At 29.0% G+C, this 23,578-nt stretch carries 17 protein-coding genes and 1 pseudogene; 15 read left to right on the plus strand and 3 right to left on the minus strand.

Translation table 11 applies throughout. The annotated features are described in order from the left end of the window. The first annotated feature begins 14 nt into the window (after window positions 1–14). The 8 genes and pseudogenes from zapA (at window position 15) to IR152_RS02820 (ending at window position 10,228) form a co-directional block, all read left to right on the plus strand. Entirely contained in the window at window positions 15–605 is a 591-nt protein-coding gene (zapA, locus tag IR152_RS02780) for a cell division protein ZapA (RefSeq protein ID WP_227450296.1), read from the plus strand. Window positions 606–913: 308 nt separating this feature from the next. Beyond that, on the plus strand, window positions 914–1,597 hold the full coding sequence (locus tag IR152_RS02785) for a YoaK family protein (RefSeq protein ID WP_227450297.1): 684 nt from the start codon (window positions 914–916) through the stop codon (window positions 1,595–1,597). Between the two features lie 493 nt (window positions 1,598–2,090). Beyond that, window positions 2,091–4,748 carry a DUF3656 domain-containing U32 family peptidase gene (locus tag IR152_RS02790; RefSeq protein ID WP_227450298.1) on the plus strand — a complete coding sequence of 886 codons (2,658 nt, stop codon included), beginning with the start codon at window positions 2,091–2,093 and terminating at the stop codon, window positions 4,746–4,748. A 102-nt stretch (window positions 4,749–4,850) separates the two neighbouring features. Continuing rightward, window positions 4,851–5,429 carry an HD domain-containing protein gene (locus IR152_RS02795; RefSeq protein WP_227450299.1) on the plus strand — a complete coding sequence of 193 codons (579 nt, stop codon included), beginning with the start codon at window positions 4,851–4,853 and terminating at the stop codon, window positions 5,427–5,429. 33 nt (window positions 5,430–5,462) lie between these two features. Beyond that, complete coding sequence (locus tag IR152_RS02800; protein WP_227450300.1) at window positions 5,463–5,939, plus strand: NUDIX hydrolase; 477 nt, start codon at window positions 5,463–5,465, stop codon at window positions 5,937–5,939. A gap of 302 nt (window positions 5,940–6,241) precedes the next feature. After that, entirely contained in the window at window positions 6,242–7,063 is an 822-nt protein-coding gene (locus IR152_RS02805) for a nitroreductase family protein (protein WP_227450301.1), read from the plus strand. A 121-nt stretch (window positions 7,064–7,184) separates the two neighbouring features. After that, window positions 7,185–7,280 (plus strand): annotated as a pseudogene (locus IR152_RS02810) (IS607 family transposase); the annotation flags it as partial. A 467-nt stretch (window positions 7,281–7,747) separates the two neighbouring features. Next, window positions 7,748–10,228 carry a diguanylate cyclase domain-containing protein gene (locus IR152_RS02820; protein WP_311315422.1) on the plus strand — a complete coding sequence of 827 codons (2,481 nt, stop codon included), beginning with the start codon at window positions 7,748–7,750 and terminating at the stop codon, window positions 10,226–10,228. A gap of 200 nt (window positions 10,229–10,428) precedes the next feature. Here IR152_RS02820 and IR152_RS02825 read toward each other — a convergent pair whose 3' ends face one another. Further along, entirely contained in the window at window positions 10,429–11,880 is a 1,452-nt protein-coding gene (locus tag IR152_RS02825; protein WP_227450303.1) for an aminoacyl-histidine dipeptidase, read from the minus strand. 318 nt (window positions 11,881–12,198) lie between these two features. On the opposite strand from IR152_RS02825, the gene IR152_RS02830 reads away from it, so the two are divergent. The 4 genes from IR152_RS02830 to IR152_RS02845 all read left to right on the plus strand — a co-directional run bounded on the left by IR152_RS02830 (window position 12,199) and on the right by IR152_RS02845 (window position 18,350). After that, window positions 12,199–14,577 (plus strand): endonuclease MutS2, encoded by a 2,379-nt coding sequence (locus IR152_RS02830; protein ID WP_227450304.1) that lies wholly within the window; start codon window positions 12,199–12,201, stop codon window positions 14,575–14,577. Between the two features lie 67 nt (window positions 14,578–14,644). Beyond that, window positions 14,645–15,058 (plus strand): DUF523 domain-containing protein, encoded by a 414-nt coding sequence (locus IR152_RS02835; RefSeq protein ID WP_227450305.1) that lies wholly within the window; start codon window positions 14,645–14,647, stop codon window positions 15,056–15,058. A gap of 414 nt (window positions 15,059–15,472) precedes the next feature. Beyond that, window positions 15,473–17,173 (plus strand): arginine--tRNA ligase, encoded by a 1,701-nt coding sequence (gene argS / locus IR152_RS02840; RefSeq protein WP_227450306.1) that lies wholly within the window; start codon window positions 15,473–15,475, stop codon window positions 17,171–17,173. Between the two features lie 253 nt (window positions 17,174–17,426). Further along, on the plus strand, window positions 17,427–18,350 hold the full coding sequence (locus IR152_RS02845; RefSeq protein WP_227450307.1) for a hypothetical protein: 924 nt from the start codon (window positions 17,427–17,429) through the stop codon (window positions 18,348–18,350). 4 nt (window positions 18,351–18,354) lie between these two features. Here the strand turns inward: IR152_RS02845 and IR152_RS02850 are convergent, their stop codons facing one another. After that, window positions 18,355–18,561 (minus strand): hypothetical protein, encoded by a 207-nt coding sequence (locus IR152_RS02850; protein ID WP_227450308.1) that lies wholly within the window; start codon window positions 18,559–18,561, stop codon window positions 18,355–18,357. 135 nt (window positions 18,562–18,696) lie between these two features. Here IR152_RS02850 and IR152_RS02855 point away from each other — a divergent pair, with 135 nt between their 5' ends. Together IR152_RS02855 and IR152_RS02860 are read left to right on the plus strand one after the other, a co-directional pair. Continuing rightward, window positions 18,697–20,451 (plus strand): B12-binding domain-containing radical SAM protein, encoded by a 1,755-nt coding sequence (locus IR152_RS02855; protein WP_227450309.1) that lies wholly within the window; start codon window positions 18,697–18,699, stop codon window positions 20,449–20,451. A 17-nt stretch (window positions 20,452–20,468) separates the two neighbouring features. Continuing rightward, window positions 20,469–21,611 (plus strand): tetratricopeptide repeat protein, encoded by a 1,143-nt coding sequence (locus IR152_RS02860; protein ID WP_227450310.1) that lies wholly within the window; start codon window positions 20,469–20,471, stop codon window positions 21,609–21,611. A 173-nt stretch (window positions 21,612–21,784) separates the two neighbouring features. On the opposite strand, the gene IR152_RS02865 is transcribed toward IR152_RS02860, so the two are convergent. Continuing rightward, the gene (locus IR152_RS02865) at window positions 21,785–22,708 is read right to left on the minus strand and encodes a LysR family transcriptional regulator (RefSeq protein WP_227450311.1); all 924 of its coding nucleotides are present in this window, start codon (window positions 22,706–22,708) and stop codon (window positions 21,785–21,787) included. A 227-nt stretch (window positions 22,709–22,935) separates the two neighbouring features. Between IR152_RS02865 and IR152_RS02870 the strand changes: the two genes are divergently transcribed. Continuing rightward, window positions 22,936–23,514, plus strand: a complete 579-nt coding sequence (locus tag IR152_RS02870; RefSeq protein WP_227450312.1) for a sugar O-acetyltransferase — start codon at window positions 22,936–22,938, stop codon at window positions 23,512–23,514. The last annotated feature ends 64 nt before the right edge of the window (window positions 23,515–23,578 follow it).

The raw sequence follows: 23,578 nt of genomic DNA on the forward strand, positions 1-23,578 counted from the left end.
TCGGGGAGGTTAGGATGAACAAAGTAATGGTTAAAATCCATGGCGCTGAATATCCAATGGTTGGAGACAAATCAGAGAAGTTTATGATTAGTATTGCTGATTTTGTAGACAAAGAAATGGATAAAATAACACGTCAAAACCCGAAATTAAGCTTATCAGTTGCTGCAATATTAACTGCATTAAATATATCAGACCTTTTATTTGAATGTTCAGATGAGAATGAGAAGTTGATTAAAGCTAATGAAGAATTGAGTAAGAAGGTTGGAGCATCTAATGAAGAGCTTCAATTAGAAATCAAGTCTTTAAAGCTTACTATAGCAGAAAAAGAAGCAGAAAATCGTGAAGCTGAGGCTAAGATGAAAGAGTTAATTGAGATTATAGAAAATAAAAAGCAAGAAATATTCGAACTTAGTAATACGACAGAAGGTTCTAGAGCCGAGTTAGATGCTTATAAAAACAAGATTGAGGAGTTAAGTGCTCAACTTGAAGAAGCAAATGAAAGAGCTACTATAGCTGAAAACCTAGCTTCTGAGTTTCAAAACAAAGCTTATGATTTACAGCTAAAATGTACAGGGTTAAATAATGATGTAAAAAACGTGGAATAAATTAAAAGATTTGCTGTCTCTCTTGTTTTTTGAGACAGCTTCTTTTAATGTATAAATATAAATGGTGTATAAATATAAATGGTGTATAAATATAAATAATGTATGAATATAGATAATATATAAATATAGATAATACATAAATATAGATAATACATAAATATAGATAATATATAAATATAAATAATTTTTATATGTTAATGAAAAGTGGTATCTAAAATAATTTTGATTAAAAATAGCTACGCACACTTGTGACTTTAGTCATGGGAGGTTGAGTTTGTATCTATTATTAGAAAGCGAGAGGTTTATGTATGACAAGCAAGAGTCAGATGTCTGAATCATTCTTTTTATGTTCTTTATTGGCAATAACAGGAGGATTTTTAGATATTTATACTTATGTAGTAAGAGGAAAGGTCTTTGCTAATGCACAGACTGGAAATATAGTTTTATTTGGGCTTAATATAGCAGAAGGTAATGTAAAGGAGTCGTTTTATTACTTGATTCCTATTTTGGCGTTTATGTTAGGTGTGTTTATAGCAGAGAAGATAAGAAAGTATTTTACAAATAATAATGTAAAGATTCATTGGCGTCAGGTTATCATTATAATTGAAATGATTACAATACTTATTGTTTCATTTGTTCCTAGAGGAAGATTTGATATGTTTGTAAATGTTGCTATTTCTTTTATTTGCTCAATGCAGGTGGAGAGTTTTAGAAAAGTAAATGGAAATAGTTTTGCAACAACAATGTGTACTGGAAATTTAAGAAGTGCCACAGAAACCTTATTTCATTATATACAGACTAAGAATATTTTTATGATAAAAAAGAGTTTGCAGTATTATGCTATTATTATATTCTTTATATTTGGAGCTATTTTAGGAAGCTTTTTTACAAAAATTTTTGTAGAAAAATCAATACTGATATGTTTCTTTGTTTTGGCAGTGGTTTTTGGAATTATGTTTATTAATAAAGAGAATTCATTTAATGAAAATTGACTTTCTGCAAATTGACAAAAAAAGAAGTCATTATTTGATATACTTTATATATAGTAAATATTATACAAGTTATTTGATTAATTAAAATATAGTAATAAATGTATAAGTTAATTAAAGCATTTTAAGTATAGTAAGTAGTGTATAAGTTAATTGAAGTATTTAAAATATGGCAATAAGTGTATAAGTTAGCAGAAGTATTTTAAGTATAGTAAGTAGTGTATAAATTAATTGAAATATCTAAAATATGGTAATAAGTGTATAAGTTAATTGAAGTATTTAAAATATAGTAAGTAATGTACAAGTTAATAGAAACACCCTAAATATGGTAAGTACTATATATGTTAGCTAAAATGCATCAAGTACAAGTATAAATAAGTAATGTATAAGCTAATTGATGTATTTTAAATAGAATAAGTAATATATATTTAATATAAATATTTGAGTTATAGATATAGTTATATTAACCTAACAAGTATAAATAGAGGAGAAAAATATGAAAAAGATAGAATTACTTGCACCAGTCGGCTCTTTTGATTCATTAAAAGCAGCCGTACAAAATGGAGCAAATGCTGTGTATTTAGGTGGTAAAGACTTTAGTGCCAGAGCATCTGCAAATAACTTTGATAGAAATGAGTTGATTGAGGCTGTTAAATACTCTCATATAAGGGGAGTTCAAGTCTTTGTTACTGTAAATACATTGATAAAACAGTATGAGATAGAAGATTTTGTAGAGTATGTAAAGTTTTTATATGATATAGATATTGATGCTTTAATAGTACAAGATATAGGAATGGCAAGACTTATAAAAAAACTATTACCTGACTTTGAACTACATGCAAGTACTCAAATGGTAGCACATTCATTAGAAGATGTGAAGTATCTTCAAAGTGTAGGATTTGATAGAGTTGTTTTAGCTAGAGAGCTGAATGTTGATGAGATAAAATGGATTTGTGAAAATACAACTGTAGATATAGAAGTTTTTGTACATGGAGCCTTATGTGTGTGTTACTCAGGTCAATGCCTCATGAGTAGTATGATAGGAAATAGGTCTGGAAACAGAGGCAGATGTGCACAGCCATGTAGACAAAAGTACGAGTTGATAGATATAAATACAGGGGAAATGGTAAAGAGTGATGGAAATTATTTGTTGAGTCCCAGAGATTTAAGTACTATAGAAGATTTGGATAAAATAATTGAAGCAGGTGTATTGTCTCTAAAAATTGAAGGAAGAATGAAAAAGCCAGAATATGTAGCTACTGTGGTTTCGGGATATAGGGAAGCGATTAATGAATTTATGGATAAGCATAAAATAAGTATTTCTGAGGAAATAATAAATAATTTGTATACTATATTCAACAGAAAGTTTACAAAAGGATATATCTTAGGTGAAGTTGGTAAGGATATAATGAATTCTAATAGACCTAATAATCAAGGGTTATATATTGGAAAAGTTTTGGATTATAATAGAAAAAACAAAAGACTTAGAGTAATGCTGGAAAATACCCTTAAAAAAGGTGATGGAATAAACCTAGGTGGAGGTACTATTGGAAGGATAATAAAAAATGGAGAGATAATTACAATAGCACATAAAGGGGATTTGATAGAATTAGATTTTGTTGGAGAAGCCAAAAGAAATCAACTTATATTTAAAACTTCTGATAGCGAATTAATAGATAGGGTACAAGCTACATTCCAACAAGATAAAGAATTTATAAAAACTAATATAAGTGCAAAAGTGAGTATTAAACTAGGTAAAAAACCAGTACTTTCTATAAGTGATTTTTGTGGAAATAAATCGACTGTAGAGGGAGAAAGGATAGTTGAAAAAGCCATAAAAGTAGCTTTAAATAAAGAAAAAATAGAAGCACAAATTCAAAAGCTTGGAAATACACCTTATAAATTAAAAGAGATAGAAATTGATTTGGATGAAGGTGTAAGCATGCCTATAAGCGTGTTAAATCAAATGAGAAGAGATTGTATTGAGCTTTTAGATGAAGAAAGAATAAAGATAAAAGATAGAAAGTTTAAGAAGAATAGATTAAAATATCAACCAGTTAGAACAAATAAACAGAAAGAACTTAATACAGTTCCTAAAATTAGAGTTAAAGTTAAGAATTTGGAGCAATTAGAAGCAGTATTAAAATATGACGTGGATTTAATTTATTATGAAGATATAAGTACATTATCAAAAGCTTTACAAATGCTCTCAAGTATTTCTATGGATTCAAGTACTTCTATGGATTCAAGTACTTCTATAGATTCAAGTATTTCTGCAGACTCAAGTGCTTCTATGGATTCAAGTACTTCTATAGATTCAAGTATTTCTGCGGATTCAAGTACTTCTATGGATTCAGATATTTTTACGTCTTCAAGTATTTCTAAAGAATCAATGAGTTCAAATAACATAGATACTTTGAATGAAAATAATTCTAATACGGGAGTCACTAACAAGAAATTAATGTATTCAGCACCAAGGATTGTCAGAAATAAAGAGTACAAGCAATTTGAGATATTAGATAATATAAAAGGAATCGATAATGTTCAAGCTGGTAATTGGGGTTGTATGGAATTTTTTAAAGAAAAAGATTTAAATATAGATTTCTATTTAAATGCATTTAACAGTGAAAGCATAAATCACTTCAAAGATGAGGGAGCAAGTACAGTTTGTTTGTCACAAGAACTAAACTTAAATGAAATTAAGCAAACTTTAAAATATACAGATGTAGAAATTGAAGCAGTAATATATGGATATACTCCTATGATGGTTACAGAATATTGTCCTATGGGAGTTGTTGTTAGAGATTGTAAAAAGGATAAGAGAGTTGCTAAATGTAAGGAAAGTAGTTATGCTTTGAGAGATTTTACAGATGCAAGTTATAGGATAACACAAGATATATTCTGTAGAAGTACAATTTACAATTCAAAGGTTACTTGCATGTTGGACAATCTATATGAGTTAGAAGAAATAGGAATAGATGTATTTAGAATAGATTTTACAGTGGAAGATAGTGAGATGGTTAAAAAGGTTATTGAAGCTCATATTGAGGTCTTAAGCAATAATTATAAACTTGGGAAAAAAGCTACAGACTTGTATAAGCAACTAGACGAAATTGGAACAGTTGCAGGACACTACTATAAAGGTGTAGAATAGATATAACATGAAAAATATGCATAAATATATAAAAAAACTTGAATTTATGTGTATTGATATATAAAAATATCGTATATATGAAAAACAGGGGGATTAGTGAAAATGAGAGAAGAGGCTTTAGAAATTTTATTTAAGTATTTAGAAACTGATAGAATGAGAAAACACTGCTATGCTGTTGAAGCAGTTATGAGAGAATTAGCCAAAAGATTAGAGCCAGAGAAAGAAGAAGAGTGGGCAGTTGCAGGTCTTTTACATGATTTGGATTCAGATATAGTTGGAAGAAAGCCAGGAGAAATCTGTGAAGGGCATGCTACAACGACAGTAGAACTGCTTAAAAAAGAAAACTTCGGTGATGAAGAGATGTATAGAGCAATACTTGGTCATCATGATGGAATGGGGGTTACAAGAACTAGTCTAATGGAAAAAGCAATATATGCAGCAGACCCTATAACTGGGTTTATAACTGCTATAGCTTTAGTTTATCCAGATAAAAAACTTACTAGTGTAAAGACGAAGTCTGTAATCAAAAGAATGAAAGAAACAAGATTTGCTTCAAATGTAAATAGAGATGCAATGAGAAGTATAGAAGACATAGGGATTCCATTTGATGAATTTGCAGAGATTTCTCTTAATGCAATGAAGAATATAAGTGATGTGCTTGAAAGTGCTGAAAATAATTAGCTGAAAATATAAAGAGAAAGTAAGGTAAGATATATGAAACTTACGACTATTTGTTATATAGAAAAAGATGACAAGACTTTGATGTTGTACAGGAATAAAAAGAAAGATGACGTACATGAAGGTAAGTATGTAGGAGTTGGAGGAAAGTTTGAGCAAGGAGAAACTCCAGAAGAATGTGTAATCAGGGAAGTTAAAGAAGAGACTGGTCTTATTCTTAAATCATTGTCATATAAAGGGTTGATAACTTTTCCAAAATTTAAAGAAGAAGAAGATTGGTATATGTTTTTGTATTTTTCGGATGAATTTGAAGGAGAATTGTCTGAAAAAAGTTTAGATGATTGTAAAGAAGGAAAACTGATTTGGGTTGATAATGACAAAATATTTGACTTAAATATGTGGGAAGGTGACAGGTTGTTTTTAAATTGGGCTAAGACTGGAAATGTTTTTAGTGCAAAGATAGTATATGATAATGGGAAACTGAAAGATTATAGTGTAAACTTCTTAGATTAATTAAGATGCAGTTTAAAGATACATTTCAGAACATAGTTTAAAGATACAACTTAAGAATGTAATTTAAGGTTAATTAAATTGATTGATATAATATTAAGATAAACAATAATAGCTGGGGAAATAGTGGTTATTGACACCACTATTTTTTCTTATCTTTAATTTTGGAGAAGTTCTAATTTATATATAGATTTCTTAATTAAATTGTAGTTAAAGCCAATATATTATTGAAAAAATAAAAATTGACTTAGATAATTATTTGTTTTATACTAAAGTAAATTTTTTAAATGGAGGAATAATTTGGAATGATAGATATAAATTTAGAAAAATGTGTAGGCTGTGGTACGTGTGAATCAGACTGCCTTGTAAATGCAATAAAAGTTAAGGATGATAAAGTAAGGGTAAAAAATATTCTCTGTATTAACTGTGGTCACTGCATGGCAATTTGTCCAACAGATGCAATAGAAATGCAGGGATTTAATAAAAATGAGGTAATAGAATATAATCGTGAAAGTTTTGAATTAGAACCTGAAAAGTTATTGAATTTCATCAAATTTAGAAGAAGTATAAGACAGTATAAAGGCATAGATGTAGAAGAAGAAAAAATAAAAAACATAGTGGAAGCTGGTAGATACACACCAACAGGTGGAAATAGACAGCCTATAAGATACATATTAGTAAAAGAAAAACTAAAAGAAGTAAAAGAACTAGCTATAGAAGGTCTTTATAATTTAGCACTAGATACTGATGACAGCGACCCTGTACGTTCTATGTATAAAAATACATTTAAGAGAATGTACAAAGGATATAAAGAGAAAGGAATTGATTCTCTATTTTATGATGCCCCACTACTTATGGTAGTTGTAGGTGACGTGTCCCTAGGTGCAAGTGCATATGTAGATGGAGGATTGGCTGCATCTAATATGGAACTTATGACCTATTCTCAAGGATTGGGAATGTGCTATATTGGATTTTTTGTTATGGCATCAAATGTAGAACCAAAGATAAAGGAACTATTAGGAATGAGTGAGAATGAAGCAGTTATAACTTCATTTATATTAGGCTATCCAGATGTGAAATATAAAAGAACTGTAAATAGAAATACTGCTAAATTTGAGACAGTATAGGGCTTAAACTTCGCTATAATTTGTAAAATTATGGAGGTTGAATAACTATTAATATGACTATATAAAACTTTGTTAAATTATTATATTATTTGTAGTATAATAATTTTAAGAGGTGAGATAGATGAAATATTGTTCTGTAGGAAAATTTTCAAAGCTTATTGAAAAAACAACTCAGATGTTAAGAGATTGGGATAAAAAAAGTGTATTAAAACCACATCAGGAGTTGATTTTGGACTAAAAGACCTTGCAGTATGCTCTAATGGTATAGTGTATAAGAATACTAATAAAACTTATATAGTTAGAAAAACAGAAAAAAGGTTAAAAAGATTATAGAAAAAAGTAAGTAGAAAGTATGAAAAAATAAAAAAGGAAAGGAGTATGTCAAAACTAAAAATATTGTAAAACTTGAAAAACAGATACAATAAATACACAGAAGATTGACTAAATAACTATCTTCATCAAACTACAACAAGTATAGTGAAAGCCAAACCATACAGAGTTGTTATAGAAGATTTAGTGGTATGATGAAAAACAAACATTTATCTAAAGCGATAGCTAAACAATGTTTTTATGAATTTAGGAGACTTTATCCATCATCAAAGACTTGTAGTCAATGTTGAAGTATTAAGAAAGATTTAAAACTTAAAGATAGAGTTTTACAAGGTTTTGGCAACGGATTGTGTAGTGAATTTAAAAAAATTGCTTTTATTAATTATTGTAATTACATCTATATTCACTTCTTACATATTTTCTTTTAGTATTAATGCTATAGGTAATAATAATCGTACCATTCGGGTTGCTTATCCTGTTCAAAAAGGTCTAACTGAAATAGATGAGCAAGGTAACTATTCTGGATATACATATGAATATTTACTAGAAATTGCACAGTATACTGGATGGAATTATGAATTTGTTCAAGTTCCTGGAGATATAAATGAATCTATTACAAAATTAATGAAGATGTTAGAAAATGGTGAAATTGATATAATGGGAGGTATGTTACACAATGAGCCATTGCAAAAAATGTATAATTATGCAGGGAATAGTTATGGAATAGTAAATACAGTGCTACAAGCATTATATGAAAATACAGAGATTGATAATATAATGAGTTCACAAAACGTGAAAAAAATTCGTATTGCTGTAATAGAAAATTCTAATACTAGGCTTAAGGAGTTAGATGAGTATTGTAAGATGAATTTGATGTCACCTGAGTTGGTATACTGTAAGACGAGTGATGAACAATTAGAAGCACTAAAGAATGGTAAAGCAGATGTACTTCTTAATGTGAGTATGAACCCTATGGAAGGTGTACGTACTATAGCAAAATTCTCACCAAAACCATTTTATTTCATTACTCCTAAAGGTAGTACAGACTTAACTCAAAGACTCAATTCGGCAATTAATAATATTGAACAGAAGGACCCATATTTTTCAACTACTTTATATGAAAAATACTTTACACCAGAGAATAATCAGATGTTTTTATCTGATGAAGAAACTAAATACATTAAAGATACAGATAAATTAAAGGTGGGAGTACTTTTAAATAAACCACCATTTCAGAATATAGATAAAGATACAGGTGAATTAAAAGGTATATCAATTGATTTATTAAATCACATATGTGATTTAACCGGATTGGAATTTGAACTTGTGTCTGTAAAATCCCAAGAAGATTTGGAAAGAATGACCAAAAATCATGAAATTGATATTGTAGCAGGAATGATTTATGATTATGAATACTCTCGTGAACATAATATATCTATGTCTCGACCATTTGTTTCCACCCAATATGCTATGATGATTAATAATAAATTAAATGAGAATAGTTTAGATGGAAAGCGTATAGCTCTAACTAAGGGTATTAATTATGATGGTAATTTTAAAGAGGATGTTGTATGGTATGATACTTTAGAAGAGTGTATAGAAGCTGTTAATAAAGGATATGTAGATTATACTTATGGTGAAGGTTATTCTATGCAGTATTATATGAATCAGCCTAAGTATAAAAATGTGCGTCTAGTTCCTCAGACATATAAAGCACAGAGTATTTGCTTTGGGATAACTAAAAAAGACAAGCAAGAATTATTGAGTATATTTAATAAAGCCATTATAAGTATTTCATCAGAAAAAATGCAATCTATTGTTTACCAAAATACTACATATAGACAAGATTTCTCACTGACTTATATTATGCAACAAAATCCAATTGAGACTGTTTTTATTGTAGCCAGTTTATTGCTTTGTATCATTGGATTTATGGCATTTGGTTTACATACTCGTACAACTATGAATGAAAAAATATCTTTGGAACTCAAAAAACATGTTCAGTTGTATGAAATGGTAAGCGAATACTTTTTTGAGTATGATTATAAGAAAGATAAATTGATAATTTCTATGCCAGAAAAGGGTATTGAGACATATTATGGTGTAAATGAAAATGATAATATAACAAATAAAAAAGATGAAATAAGAAGAGAATATAATAAAAAGTTTTTTGATATAATAAAATCACAAGAAAATGGAACAACTGAAATGTATTCTATTATGTTTGATGATACTTTTCATTGGATTAGAATTACTTCAAAAATAATTTATAATGACAGAAATATACCAGTGTATGTAATTGGGAAAATAGCTAATATTGATTCTGAAAAAGAGGAAAAAAATAGATTGTTGGATAAGGTTCAAAGGGATAGTTTAACAAATATTTATAATGCAGCATATATTAGAAAATTAACTACAAAAAATTTATTGAATTTATCAACTGAAAAAAACGGAGCTTTATTGATTGTAGATATTGATTATTTTAAGTCAATTAATGATACTTATGGACACTTGGTAGGAGATAAAGTACTGGTTGATGTTGCAAAGGTACTTAACGAAAGTTTTGCAAAAGATGATATTGTAGGTCGTTTAGGTGGAGATGAATTTAGTGTTTATATCAAGGATATAATAAATAAGGAAAAACTTATTAATAAATGTAATGATGTTTACAATCAGATTCATCTTATTAAATTGCCGAACGGAAAAAGTTTATCGATTAGTATGGGAGTAGTTATAACAAAACGTGGTCAAGAATATGATGAACTATATCAAATAGCAGATAATGCTCTTTACGATTCTAAGAGACAAGGAAGAAATAGATTTAAAATAGTATAAGAATTAATTTTAAAACAGAGTAAAGCTTAATAATATTTAAATTACAATAAAGCCTAATGATACATGTTATTACTTATCATTAGGCTTTATTTCTATAAATTAATACTAACATTAAATGTTATACCAACACTAGTATTAATTGTGTTAATTTTATATAGATTTACTTAAAATTAAAGTCTATTTAGAATCAAATCTTAAATTTAATATTGCTTCATAGATTTTAATATTTCAATAACATAATCCCAAACATTAGCTACAGAAGGGATACTAACATGTTCATTTGGAGTATGAACATCAAACATATCTGGTCCTATAGAGATAGCTTCAGCATGAGGAAGTTTATCAAGTAATAATCCACACTCAAGACCAGCATGTAGAGCCATAACAGTAGGAACTTTACCAGTTAATTTCTCATAAGTTTCACTGCATATTTTTTCTAGTTTTGAGCCTTTTTTGAATTCCCAAGCTGGGTATTGAGCTATAAGGTCGTAATTAGCACCCAAAGCTTGAGCTAAAAGTTTTATTCTATCGGCGATTTCATCTCTAATAGACATAACAGAACTTCTAACAGAAGTTAAGAATTCAATAGTAGATTCTTTAGTTTCAATTATAGCGAAATTAGTAGAACTTTCAACTAATCCTTCTATATCAAGGCTTACTGATTGAACTCCATGAGGAGTTAAGCAAGACATTTGAACAACTTTTTCTTTACAATCTTTAGTAAGAACTTTGTCTACAGAAGTTTCAGCTATTGAATAAGTCATACCAGGGTCAGAAGTAGTAAACTCATGTTTAAATGCAGTTAAAATGTCATTTATTTGTTTTTTAGCAGACTCAACATCAGCTTTATTAACAGCTATTACACACTTAGCTTCACGAGGTATAGCATTGTGCTTAGTACCACCATCAACAGAAGATAATTCATAATCAACATCTAACACACTTAATACTCTAGCTATTGCTTTGTTAGCGTTTGCTCTTTGTAAAACAATTTCCATACCAGAGTGTCCGCCTAATAGTCCAGTAACCTCAACTAATAATCCTTGCTTGTCACCTTCAACTTCTTTGTATTCAACAGGTAAGCTAACAACACAAGTTTTACCACCAGCACAACTAACTAATAAGTATCCTTCTTCCTCGGAGTCCATATTTAGGATGTATTGACCTTTAATTAAGTTAGGGTCTAGTGCATCTGCACCATTCATACCATCTTCTTCATTAACAGTAACTAAAACTTCTAGTGAAGGATGTTCTAAAGTGTTGTCTTCTAATATAGCCATACCCATAGCAACAGCTATACCATTGTCAGCTCCTAGAGTAGTTCCAGTAGCATATATCATGTCACCGTCAATTCTTAATTTTATAGGGTCTTTAAGAAAATCATGTTCAACATTCTTTTCTTTTTCGCAAACCATATCCATATGTCCTTGAAGAACTACACCTGGACAATTTTCATATCCTTTTGTAGCAGGCTTTCTTATTATTATGTTTAAGCTTTCGTCTTGAATAGTTTCAAGACCTAAATTTTTACCAAAGCTAAGTAAAAAATCACTTATGCCCTTTTCATTTCCAGAACCTCTAGGAATTTGAGATATTTTCTCAAAGTTTTTAAAAACACTTTCTGGTTTTAATCCTTCTAATACGTTTCCCATGACTCATGTTCCTCCTTAATTTATTTATATAAGTAGCTATGCTTAAAATAAGCTAAAATAAACTCCTTTAAAAATATTAAAGAAGATTTTTTTAACAGATTATATTACAAATAAAGCATGTTTATGTATAATATATAGATAGCTACATACATAGTATAATACAAAATATGTGTAAAATATATCTAAAAGAGAAAAAATATAATAATTTTAAAAATGAAAAAGAAATAAAACTTGCAGTTTTGATTGGAAATGCTTGAAATCATACATTTTTAAAATTAAATAAAAAGGTTAAAATATCGAGGATGGTGAATATAGAAAATGAATGAGAAATCGTTAAGAGTTTTAGAATACAATAAAATAATAGACTTGTTAAAGAAGAAAGCCTCATCTTCTTTAGGTCTAAAATATATAGAAAATTTAGTCCCAAACACTGATTTTGTAGAAGTAAAATCTATGCTAGAAGAAACTAGTGAAGCTCAATCAATTATTATAAAAAGAGGTTCAGTAGGTTTGGAAGGTATTCATGATATAGAAGACAAGGTAAAGAGAGCTTATATAGGTGCATCCCTTGACCCAGGAAGTCTAATTATGATAGCAGATACTTTAAGAGTGGCTAGAAGATTAAAAAATAGTTTATCTAGCAGTGATAAAGAAGATTTCAATTATCCAATAATACAATCTCTATCAAATTCTCTATATGTGTATAAGGACATAGAAGACCAGATATACAATGCTATAATTAGTGAAGTAGAAATATCTGACAATGCTTCAAGTACACTTAGAGATATCAGAAGAAGAATAGCCCAAAAAAATCAATCCATTAGGTCAAAACTAAATTCAATAATAAGTTCAACTACTTATCAAAAATACTTACAAGATGCAATAATTTCTTTAAGAGGTGATAGATTTGTAGTACCTGTAAAATCTGAATATAGGTCACAAGTAGCTGGTATAGTTCATGACCAGTCATCTTCTGGTGCAACACTTTTTATAGAACCAATGACTATAGTAGAGATGAACAATGAGTTGAGACAGTTGAAACTAGGGGAGCAAGAGGAAATAGAAAGAATTTTATCAGAGCTTTCTGCTATGGTTGGAGAAGTGAGTGAAGACCTAATTTCTAATCAAGAGATACTTGGAAGGTTGGACTTTGCATTTTCAAAAGGAAAACTTTCTATACAAATGAGAGGAATAGAACCAACTTTAAATGAAGATAAATATTTAAACATAAAAAATGGAAGACATCCATTGTTGGATAAGAAAAAGGTAGTAGCAAATACGATTTATTTAGGAAGAGACTTCCACACATTGGTTATAACAGGTCCAAACACAGGTGGTAAGACTGTTACAATAAAAACTGTAGGTCTATTTGCACTTATGACACAAAGTGGACTTCATATACCTGCTGATTATGGAAGTAGTATGTGTGTATATGATAATGTATTTGCAGATATAGGAGATGAACAAAGTATTGAGCAGAGTCTATCAACATTTTCATCTCATATGACGAATATAGTATCAATATTACAAAGCGTAACAGCAGACTCTTTAGTTATATTTGACGAGTTAGGAGCAGGAACAGACCCTGTTGAGGGAGCTGCCCTTGCGATAGCAGTATTAGAAGATATAAATTCTGTAGGAGCTAAATGTATAGCAACTACTCACTATAGTGAGCTTAAAAACTATGCTCTTACTAAATCAGGTGTAGAAAATGCAGCAGTTGAATTTGATATAGAAACTTTAAGTCCAACATATAAACTGCTTATAGGCGTTCCTGGAAAATCAAATGCATTTGAGATTTCTAGAAAACTTGGGCTAAGTGACTATGTAATTTCACGTGCTAAAGAATATATAAATACAGAGAACATAGCTTTAGAAGATGTTTTACAGAATGTTGAAAAAAATAGAATCAAAGCAGTAGAAGACAGAGAAGAAGCTGAAAGATTAAAAGAGGAGATTGAAAGGCTGAAAGTAGAGTATGATGAAAAGCTTGAGAAATTGGTTAGTCAAAGAGATAAGATGATTGAAAAAGCTAAATCAGAAGCATTTTCAATTATAAGACAAGCTAAAGAAGAAGTAGACATCATAATAAAGGAACTTAGAAGTCTCGAACAAGAAAGAGCTTCAAAAGAAAAGAATCGTAAGATAGAAGAACTTAGAAAAGAATTGACTAGTTCTATGGGAAGTCTTCAACCAACAGTAAAAAGTATGATAGTTCCAAAAGTCTCAAATAAAGAGATAAAAGACCTAAAGCCGGGTGAAGAAGTTAAGGTAATAACTTTAAATCAAAATGGTAGTGTGGTTTCAGTGGATAAAAAGAGAAAGGAAGCAGTTGTACAAATTGGTATAATGAAGATGACTCTACCTTTTAAATCTTTACAAAAAACACGAAAAGATGTTTCAACAAATGTAACTAAATCAACGAGAAACATTATAAGGTCAAAATCTGGTAGTGTAAAAAATGAAGTTGACCTTAGAGGATTAAACTTAGAAGAAGCTATTATGGAAGTAGAAAAATATCTTGATGATGCATATGTGGCAGGTTTAGAGTCTGTAACAGTAATACATGGAATAGGTACAGGAGTATTAAAAGCAGGGCTACAAGATATTTTAAGAAGAAATAGACATGTAAAATCACAAAGAGGTGGTCAATATGGAGAAGGTGGAGCAGGAGTAACAATTGTTAAATTAAAATAATTTGTATAAGAATACATTAGTAATTTGTATGAGAATATATTAAGAATTTGTATAGGAGCACATTTTTATGATATTGGTATCTGCATGTTTAATAGGAATAAATTGTAAATATAGTGGCGATAATAATGAAAATGAAAAAGTTAAGGAATATTTAAAAGACAAAGAATTTACGCTTGTATGCCCAGAGCAGTTAGGTGGTCTATCTACACCGAGACCACCTGCTGAGATAGTTGATGGAAAAGTAATTACTAAAGATAATAAGGATGTGACAGAAAACTTTGTAAGAGGGGCTAAGGAAACCCTAAAAATAGCAAATTTATATGTATGTAGCGAAGCAATACTAAAAGAGGGTAGCCCCTCTTGTGGATGTAATCTAATATATGATGGTAGTTTTTCAGGTAAAAAGATACCAGGAAAAGGCATAACAGCAAGGTTATTAGAAGAAGAAGGAATAAAAGTTAAGAGTGAAAAAGATTTATAGAAAATTAATAAAAGAGTAAAAGAAAAGTATATAAAGTTAACACTGATATATGAAAATTGATAAAATAACAAAAGAAAAGTATATAAAATTAACATTGATGTATGAAAATTGATAAAATAACAAAAGAAAAGTATATAAAATTAACATTGATGTATGAAAATTAATAAAAGATTAAAAAAAGTATATAAAGTCAACTGGATAGTATAAGAAACAATAAAATAGAAAAAAGGCTTATAAAAAATCAATAATAGCGTGATTAAAAACTGCAATTATAGTATTTTTAATATATACAGAAAACATAATTATTAAAGTGTTTTACACTGTAATGAAATACTTGAAAAAACACGAAATTTGATTTAACATAAAGAGATAAGCACAATATAAATCAGGAACAATGTAGAGAGGAGCAACAGGATGCAAGATTTTAAGGTGGCAATATCAAATTGCCTTAAAGAAAAAATAGAAGATTTATCGAAAGAAGAGATAGAGGCACTTATAGAAGTTCCACCAAATAAGGACATGGGTGACTATGCTTTTCCATGCTTTAAATTGGCTAAAGTGTTTAGAAAAGCTCCAAACATGATAGCAAGTGAATTGGCAGAAAGTATAGAACCAAGTGGAGAGATAACAAAAGTAATACAATTAGGCGGATATGTAAATTTCTTTGTAAATAAATCTCAATTAGCAGAAACTGTAATCAAAAAAGTTTTAGATGAAAAAGAAAATTACGGACATAGTGATTTTGGAAAAGATAAAACTGTAATAGTTGAGTACTCTTCTCCAAATATAGCAAAACCTTTCCACATAGGACATATAAGAACTACTGTTATAGGTAATGCCTTATATAAGATATATGATTCACAAGGATACAAGACTATAAGAATAAATCATTTAGGTGACTATGGAACTCAATTTGGTAAGTTAATAGTTGCCTTTAAAAAGTGGGGAGAAAAAGAAGTAGTAGAATCTAATCCAATTCCAGAATTACTAAAATTATATGTAAGATTCCATGATGAAGCTGAACAGCATCCAGAAATGGAAGACGAAGCAAGAGCATGGTTTACTAAATTAGAAAATGGCGACGAGGAAGCAAAAGAATTATGGCAATGGTTTAGAGACGAGAGCTTAAAAGAGTTTAACAGAGTTTATAAACTTTTAGATATAGAATTTGATTCTTTAGCAGGTGAGAGTTTCTATTCAGATAAGATGAACAGGGTTATTGAACTATTAGAAGAGAAAAAGCTTTTAAAGGAGTCTAAGGGTGCAAAGATTGTTGATTTAGAAGAATATAAGATGCCACCAGCGCTTATTACTAAGAATGATGGTTCAACGTTATATATGACAAGAGATTTAGCTGCTGCAATATATAGAAAGGAAACTTATGATTTTGACAAGTGTATATATGTAGTTGGTTCTCAACAAAATTTGCATTTCCAACAATGGTTTAAGGTAATTGAGCTTATGGGATATGATTGGGCAAAAGATTTAATTCATGTTGGATTTGGCATGGTAGCCCTTGAAGAAGGTACTATGTCAACTAGAAAAGGAAGAGTCGTATTTTTAGAAGATGCCTTAAATCAAGCCATAGAAAAGACTAAGGATATTATACTAGCTAAAAACCAAAATGCTAAAAATGTAGATGAAATATCTAAGCAAGTAGGTGTTGGGGCAGTAGTGTTCCAAGAGTTATCTAATAGTAGAATTAAAGACTATACATTCTCATGGGAAAGAACGTTGAGTTTTGATGGTGAAACTGGACCATATGTTCAGTATACACATGCTAGATGTTGTGCAGTTTTAAGAAAAGCAGAAGTAGAAGTGACCTCTGATATAGATTATAGTCTATTAGCTGATGAAGATAGTGCAGAAGTTCTTAGAGTTATAGAATCATTCAATAAGAATATTTTACTTGCTCTAAAGAAAAATGAGCCACATATAGTGACTAGATTTATGTTAGATTTAGCTCAAGCGTTTAATAAATTTTATCATGATAATCCAATTTTAGTAGAAAATTTGGAAATCAGAAAAGCAAGACTTGCGTTAGTTCTAGCTACAAAACAAACTTTAGAAAATTCTCTGAAATTGTTGGGAATGCACGCTCCAGAAAGAATGTAGTACGATAAAATGTTGAAATAAAAAGAATAAAATTGAACTTAGTACGCAATTTGTATAACTGTAAAATATAGGAATGTCGAAAACTGATACTTTACATATAAAAAAGTAGTATCGTATAATAATATATAGATAGTAGATTACAATGATTTTTGTACACTACTATCCCCCTATATATGACAGCTTCTTAAACGGGCTGTCTCTTTTTTTTTAATAACAAAATATTTAGATTCAATTTTTCAGAAAGGATATATTTATGAATGACGATTTACTAAAAAAGGTATACACATCTTCTTTTAGTAGTGCAAGTAGGGCTCTTAAAGATTTAATTATAATAAATACAAAATCCTTAATAGATGATAAAACGCAAAGATGTGTATATATAGACGAAAAGAGACTGAGAGATGAACTTATTTACTATAGATTTTATGGAGAAAAAATAGGAAACATCAACTTTTTAAATATTTTATTACCACTAATTTTATCAAATACTAATATTCAAAAAAGTGAAGATGAGGTTATTAAACTAATAAAAAAGTATGTTAGTTATTTTAAAAAAGAAGAACTTTTATTTGATTATTTATTAGGTTCTGTAGTGTATAATTCCATTATGCACAATCTTATAAATAATAGTAAAATAGAATATGTCGAATTACTACAGAGTATTAAAGACAAGATAATCGGATTTTCTATAGAATTAGACAAATCGGATATTGTAAAGTTTCAGATGGCAAGGATTAAAGCAATACAATTAATTGATAAATATATTGATTTGAAATTTGACGATTATGATGAAGAAAGTATTCTGTTAAATGTTTTAAATGTTCTATATGATGTATATATGGAAGATAGAACTGTAGAAAATGAAGGAATTAATAGCATAAAAAAATCTATATTATCCATTTTAGGTGAAGATAGTAAATTAAACGAAGATAATATAGATTTTATTTTGTCTATGTCAGAATATATTGTTAAATTGAGAAAATATAAAGTTGGAGTTAAAGCATATAACAAAAAAATAGACCCAAGAAGTCTTATAAGACTTGAAGAAGGCAATACTACGATAGACCCTATATTTAATCAAATAACAGTTATGTCAAAAACCTTTAATGATAATATATTAAGTATAAAAATAAACTCTAAATCAGGTATTTATATATTGAAGTTTAAAAAGGTTTAGGTTATTAGAGTGTACTATTTTTTTCTAGATAATCTAAAAAATCTTCTTCCTTAGTGTCAGTTAAAAAACATAATTCTTTTACTATATTATTTCTAAGGTCGATGAAATCACTAATTTGAGTATTTTCATTAGTGTATTCAAGAGACTTTATAATAAGTAGTAAATCTCTTTTTGATAAAGAGTTGATAGATACTTTTTCAATTAATTCCATAAAAAACTTCCTTTCCTCACATTACTTGAAATTAATAAATTAATTATATAGATATTATTTAAACTTTACATATACTATTTTAACCTATAAGTGGTACAAAAAGACAGTATAATATTAAAAAGAGGTGAGAAATGTTTGAAAATTTTATTAACAACGTTGAATTCTAAGTTTATTCATACAAATTTAGCTATAAGATACCTAAAAGAGTTTGTAAGAGATTTGATAGATGTTGATATGAAAGAATATACGATAAACAATGATTTGGACTATATTTTAAAGGATATATATAAAAATGAATATGATATAATATTGTTCTCAACATATATCTGGAATGTGGGAGATATAGTTAAGCTTTGTGATAATCTAAAAAAAATTAGACCTAATACTAAAATAGCTTTAGGTGGACCAGAAGTGAGTTATGATAGTTATGAGGCAATGAAAAAGTATGATTTTGTGGATTATATACTTTATGGAGAAGGAGAGTTAATTTTTAGAGACTTAGTACTCCATTTGCAAGGAAAGATGGAAATAAATTATGTAAATGGACTTGTATATAGACAAGCCAATGAGATAATAGTAAATAAGCCTATGGAATTACTTCAAAATTTGGATGAGATTCCTAGCCCTTATGAAAATTTGAATCCAAAAGAATATGAAAATAGAATAGTGTATTATGAATCATCAAGAGGTTGCCCTTTTAACTGTCAGTACTGTTTATCATCTACTATTCCAGGTCTAAGATATTTTAGCTTAGATAGGATAAAGAGTGATTTAAAAGCTTTAATAGATGCAAGAGTATCACAGATAAAGTTTATTGATAGGACTTTTAATGCAAATAGAAAAGTGGCTATGGAAATCATGAATTTTCTTATGAAGAATGATAATGGCTATACAACTTATCATTTTGAAGTTACAGCGCATTTGATAGATGATAAGATGCTTGAATTTTTAGCTGATTGTAAAGAAGGTCTTTTCCAATTTGAAATAGGTGTGCAGTCAACAAATGAAAAAACACTTGATGCAGTAGGAAGAAGAGATGATTTTAAAAAATTGTCTCATGTTGTGCAGACTGTAGCATCCTATAGAAATATACATCAGCACTTAGACTTAATTGCAGGACTGCCTTATGAAGATTATAAGAGCTTTGAGAATTCGTTTAATGATGTATTTAATCTAGGTATAGAGCATCTACAATTAGGTTTTTTAAAGATGATTAAAGGGACAGGTATGAGAAAAGTTGCAGATAAGCATGGTTTTAAATATAAGGATTATGCTCCATATGAATTTTTATACAATAATTATATAAGTTATGAAGAAACTTTGAAGCTAAAGGATATAGAAGATATACTTGAGAGATACTACAATTCTAAAAACTTTGTGTTATCTATGAGATATATTATAGGCAGATTTTACAAGCAAAGCCCTTTTAAATTCTTTGAGGCTTTTTCCAAGTATTTTGATAAAAATGGCTACTTTGATTTGGCACAAGGGAAGAACCAGTTATATAAAATATTTATGGATTTCTATAATGAAGAAATTAATATAGATAATGATGTATTCAATGATATATTAAAGTATGACTATATATCACTGGGAAAAACATCAAATATTCCGAAGTTTTTTAATAAGCTAGATGTGGATGATTTTAAGAATAGATACCATGTATTTTTACAGGATAATGATAACTTATCAACATATTTACCTAATTTTGTTGATAAACCAGCTAAACATATAATAAAATATGTTCATTTTGAGTCATTTAGATTTAATGTTGTGGATTTAAAAAATGATATAAATACAGAAATAAGAGAAGAAGAAAATGTAGTCTTATTTGAGTATGATGCTAAAAAAATATTTGAGAAATCTAAAACTCATAAAGTAGAGATTTAAGTATTTAGGAGGATAAAATGGATTTTAAAATAGAAAAATATTTGCTAAAAAAATCAGAGGAATTAGCTTTTATAACTATAAAACATGGTGGAGAGTTTAAATTAAAAGGCTATGAAATACCAAAAGGTGGATTAGATGTACCTATAAAAAATGAGGTATTAGTAAAAGGAATAAAAGAAAAGACTGCTCAAGATAAGTTAAATTCAATGTCTATAGCAGATGCAATGATATATATAATTGGGATAGATAGTAAATTTAAAAACAATGCAGAGTATGAGAAGTTTTTAAATGCTTTAGCAAAAGATATTGATTTAGATTTGAAAGCGTATATGGGATATATGTCGAGAAAGTACTTTGAGATTGGTGAACATACAGATTCTTTAATATATATAAAAGCATTTATAACAATGTATCCAGATGATTTAGATGCAATGTATAATTATGCGATTGTTTGCCAAGAGATAGCAAAACAGTATCAAAAAGATATGGATGATAAGGCGATGAATGCATTCTTACTTGAAGCAATGGCTAAGCTTGAAAAGGTAATTGATGTTGATGAGAATTTTGCATTAGGTTATTATCACTTAGGTTACCATTATTATAATCAAGGTCAATATTTAAAGACTAAGTTAACTTGGGAAGATGCTTTAAGACTGGGGTTAGATGCTGATTTGGTGGCTGAGATACAAGACAATTTAGGAAAGATGGACTTCAAAGTTCAATATGAAGAGGGATATACGCTTGTATTCCAAGGTAAGTTTAAAGAAGGATTAGAGAAGTTACTTCCATTAGAAGAAGAACATATGGATTGGTGGAACTTGTTGTTCATGATAGCCCTTGGATATAAGGGTATGGGCGAAATAGAACAGGCTAAGATGTATCTTGAGAAGATATTGATAATAAAGCCTAATCAAGTGGATTCTATAGTGGAATTGGGGCTTTGTGAGGCTTATAAAAATAATCTAGATAAAGCGATAGAGTATTTTGAAGAAGCTGCTAAGATAAAGGAAGACCCAGAAATACTTTGTAATTTAGGAATGGCTTATTTAAATAATGGTGATATTGATGATGCAACTTACTATATAGAAAGAGCTTATGAATTAAATCCACAAGATGAAATTACGATTGCTTGCTTAAGGGAGCTTGGAATAAATAAGTAAGAGTATTGTTAAATTGTATTTCATTTATTGGTTAAGTGGGGCTGTCTCAAAATAGAGATAAGCCTCTTTTTCATTGCTGAAATGATGAAAACATATTTAACTTTATACAAAAAAGAGTGCCTCATGAACTAAAAAGTTCATTTTGAGACACACCCACTTTTTATTCTTGTTATTTACTTTTCTTCAGATATATCCAATTTAGATGTATCCAACATGATAGAAGAAAAATCTTTTTGTATTTGAAGTAAAAATTTTTCTGCTGCTTTTGAAAATATTTGATGCTTTTTCCATATAATATTTAACTTAGCTTCTAAAGGAGGAGATAGCGGTCTAAAACAAAGATTACTATTTTCTGTAGTATTAACGAGTCTATCTAAACACAAAGCATAGCCCAGACCCTCCTCTACCAAAAGAGAAGCATTATAAACTAAATTGTATGTTGCAACAATATTTAGCTTTTCAGTACTATATTCAAGCCATTTAGAAATTGCCTTATCAACTAGTGTCTGCCTTGAAATAATAAGAGGAATATTGCATAAATCTTTTGGATTTATCGTATTTTGTGAGGCAAGGATACTGTCTTTACGCATTAGTAGACCCCAAACATCAGTAGCAGGAATTTGTGTATAATCATACTTCTGTATGTTTGCAGGTTCAATTAAAATCCCAAAGTCAAGCAGTCCTTTGTCTAATTTTTCAGTTACATCATCAGCATTTCCACTAAAAATATGGTATCTTACATTGGGGTATTTTTGATGAAAATGATGTGCAGTTCTAGCGATAAGTCGCATAGCTTCGGTTTCTCCTCCTCCTATATATATATCGCCACTAATAATTTCATTGGGATTGTCAAATTCTAATTCTACTTTATCAACTAATGATATAATTTCCTCGGCTCTTTTATGTAAAAGTCTACCTTCATTCGTTAATGTAATTTTTCTATTTCCTCGAATCAATAATTTAACTCCCAACTCTTCCTCAAGCTCCATAATCTGTCTAGAAAGTGTTGGTTGTGTTATATGCAAAAAGGTCGCTGCACCAGATATACTTTCTTCTCTTGCGATTGCTAAAAAATATCTTAATACTCTTAGCTCCATAGTTAGCCCTCCTTTACTAGCTTATTTATTATGTAATTATATCAATTTTTATGCTTTTTAAGTATATTTAAGTATTTAATATAGGTATTTGATATAGAGAGAGTAGTATATTACACTAAAAGGAGTAATCATATTACTTATAAAATTAATTAAACTAATTTTTATAAAAAATATTATTATTTAGAATATATAAATAAATTAAAGCGTATATTGAAAGGATGTATAAAATGAATATCAATGAATTTTTAACACATGTCAATCAAGGAAAACCTGTCTCTAGTAAATCAGAAATACATGAATTTATGGTTAAGTTGAGTAATGAAGCAATGAAAATCACAAGTAAGTTAAATTCTTCTTATCATGAGCCAGAAGAAATCCGTAGTTTGTTTTCTGAGTTAATTGGAAAGAAAGTGGATGAATCATTTTTTATGTTTCCACCATTTTATACGGATTGTGGAAAAAATATCACTATAGGAAAAAATGTTTTTATAAATAGCAGTTGCCATTTTCAAGACCAGGGTGGTATTGAGATTGGAGATAACACACAAATTGGGCATAACGTTGTATTGGCTACACTTAACCATGGTATTGCACCAGACAAACGTGGTACAACTTATCCTTCTCCAATTATAATAGGAAAAAATGTATGGATTGGTGCTAATGTAACTATTGTCCCAGGAGTTACTATTGGAGATAATGCAATTATCTCTGCTGGAGCAGTTGTCACAAAAAATGTTGCAGAAAATACTATTGTGGGTGGTGTTCCTGCAAAGATTTTAAGAGTTATTGATGAAATTCCAGAATAAAATGTTGAACTATCTTTTAGTTATATAAATTCTTTATAACATAAAAAATAAATTGAAAAAAAGT

Source organism: Clostridioides sp. ES-S-0108-01 (genome assembly GCF_020662285.1).
In the GTDB taxonomy this organism is placed as follows: Bacteria; Bacillota; Clostridia; order Peptostreptococcales; family Peptostreptococcaceae; genus Clostridioides.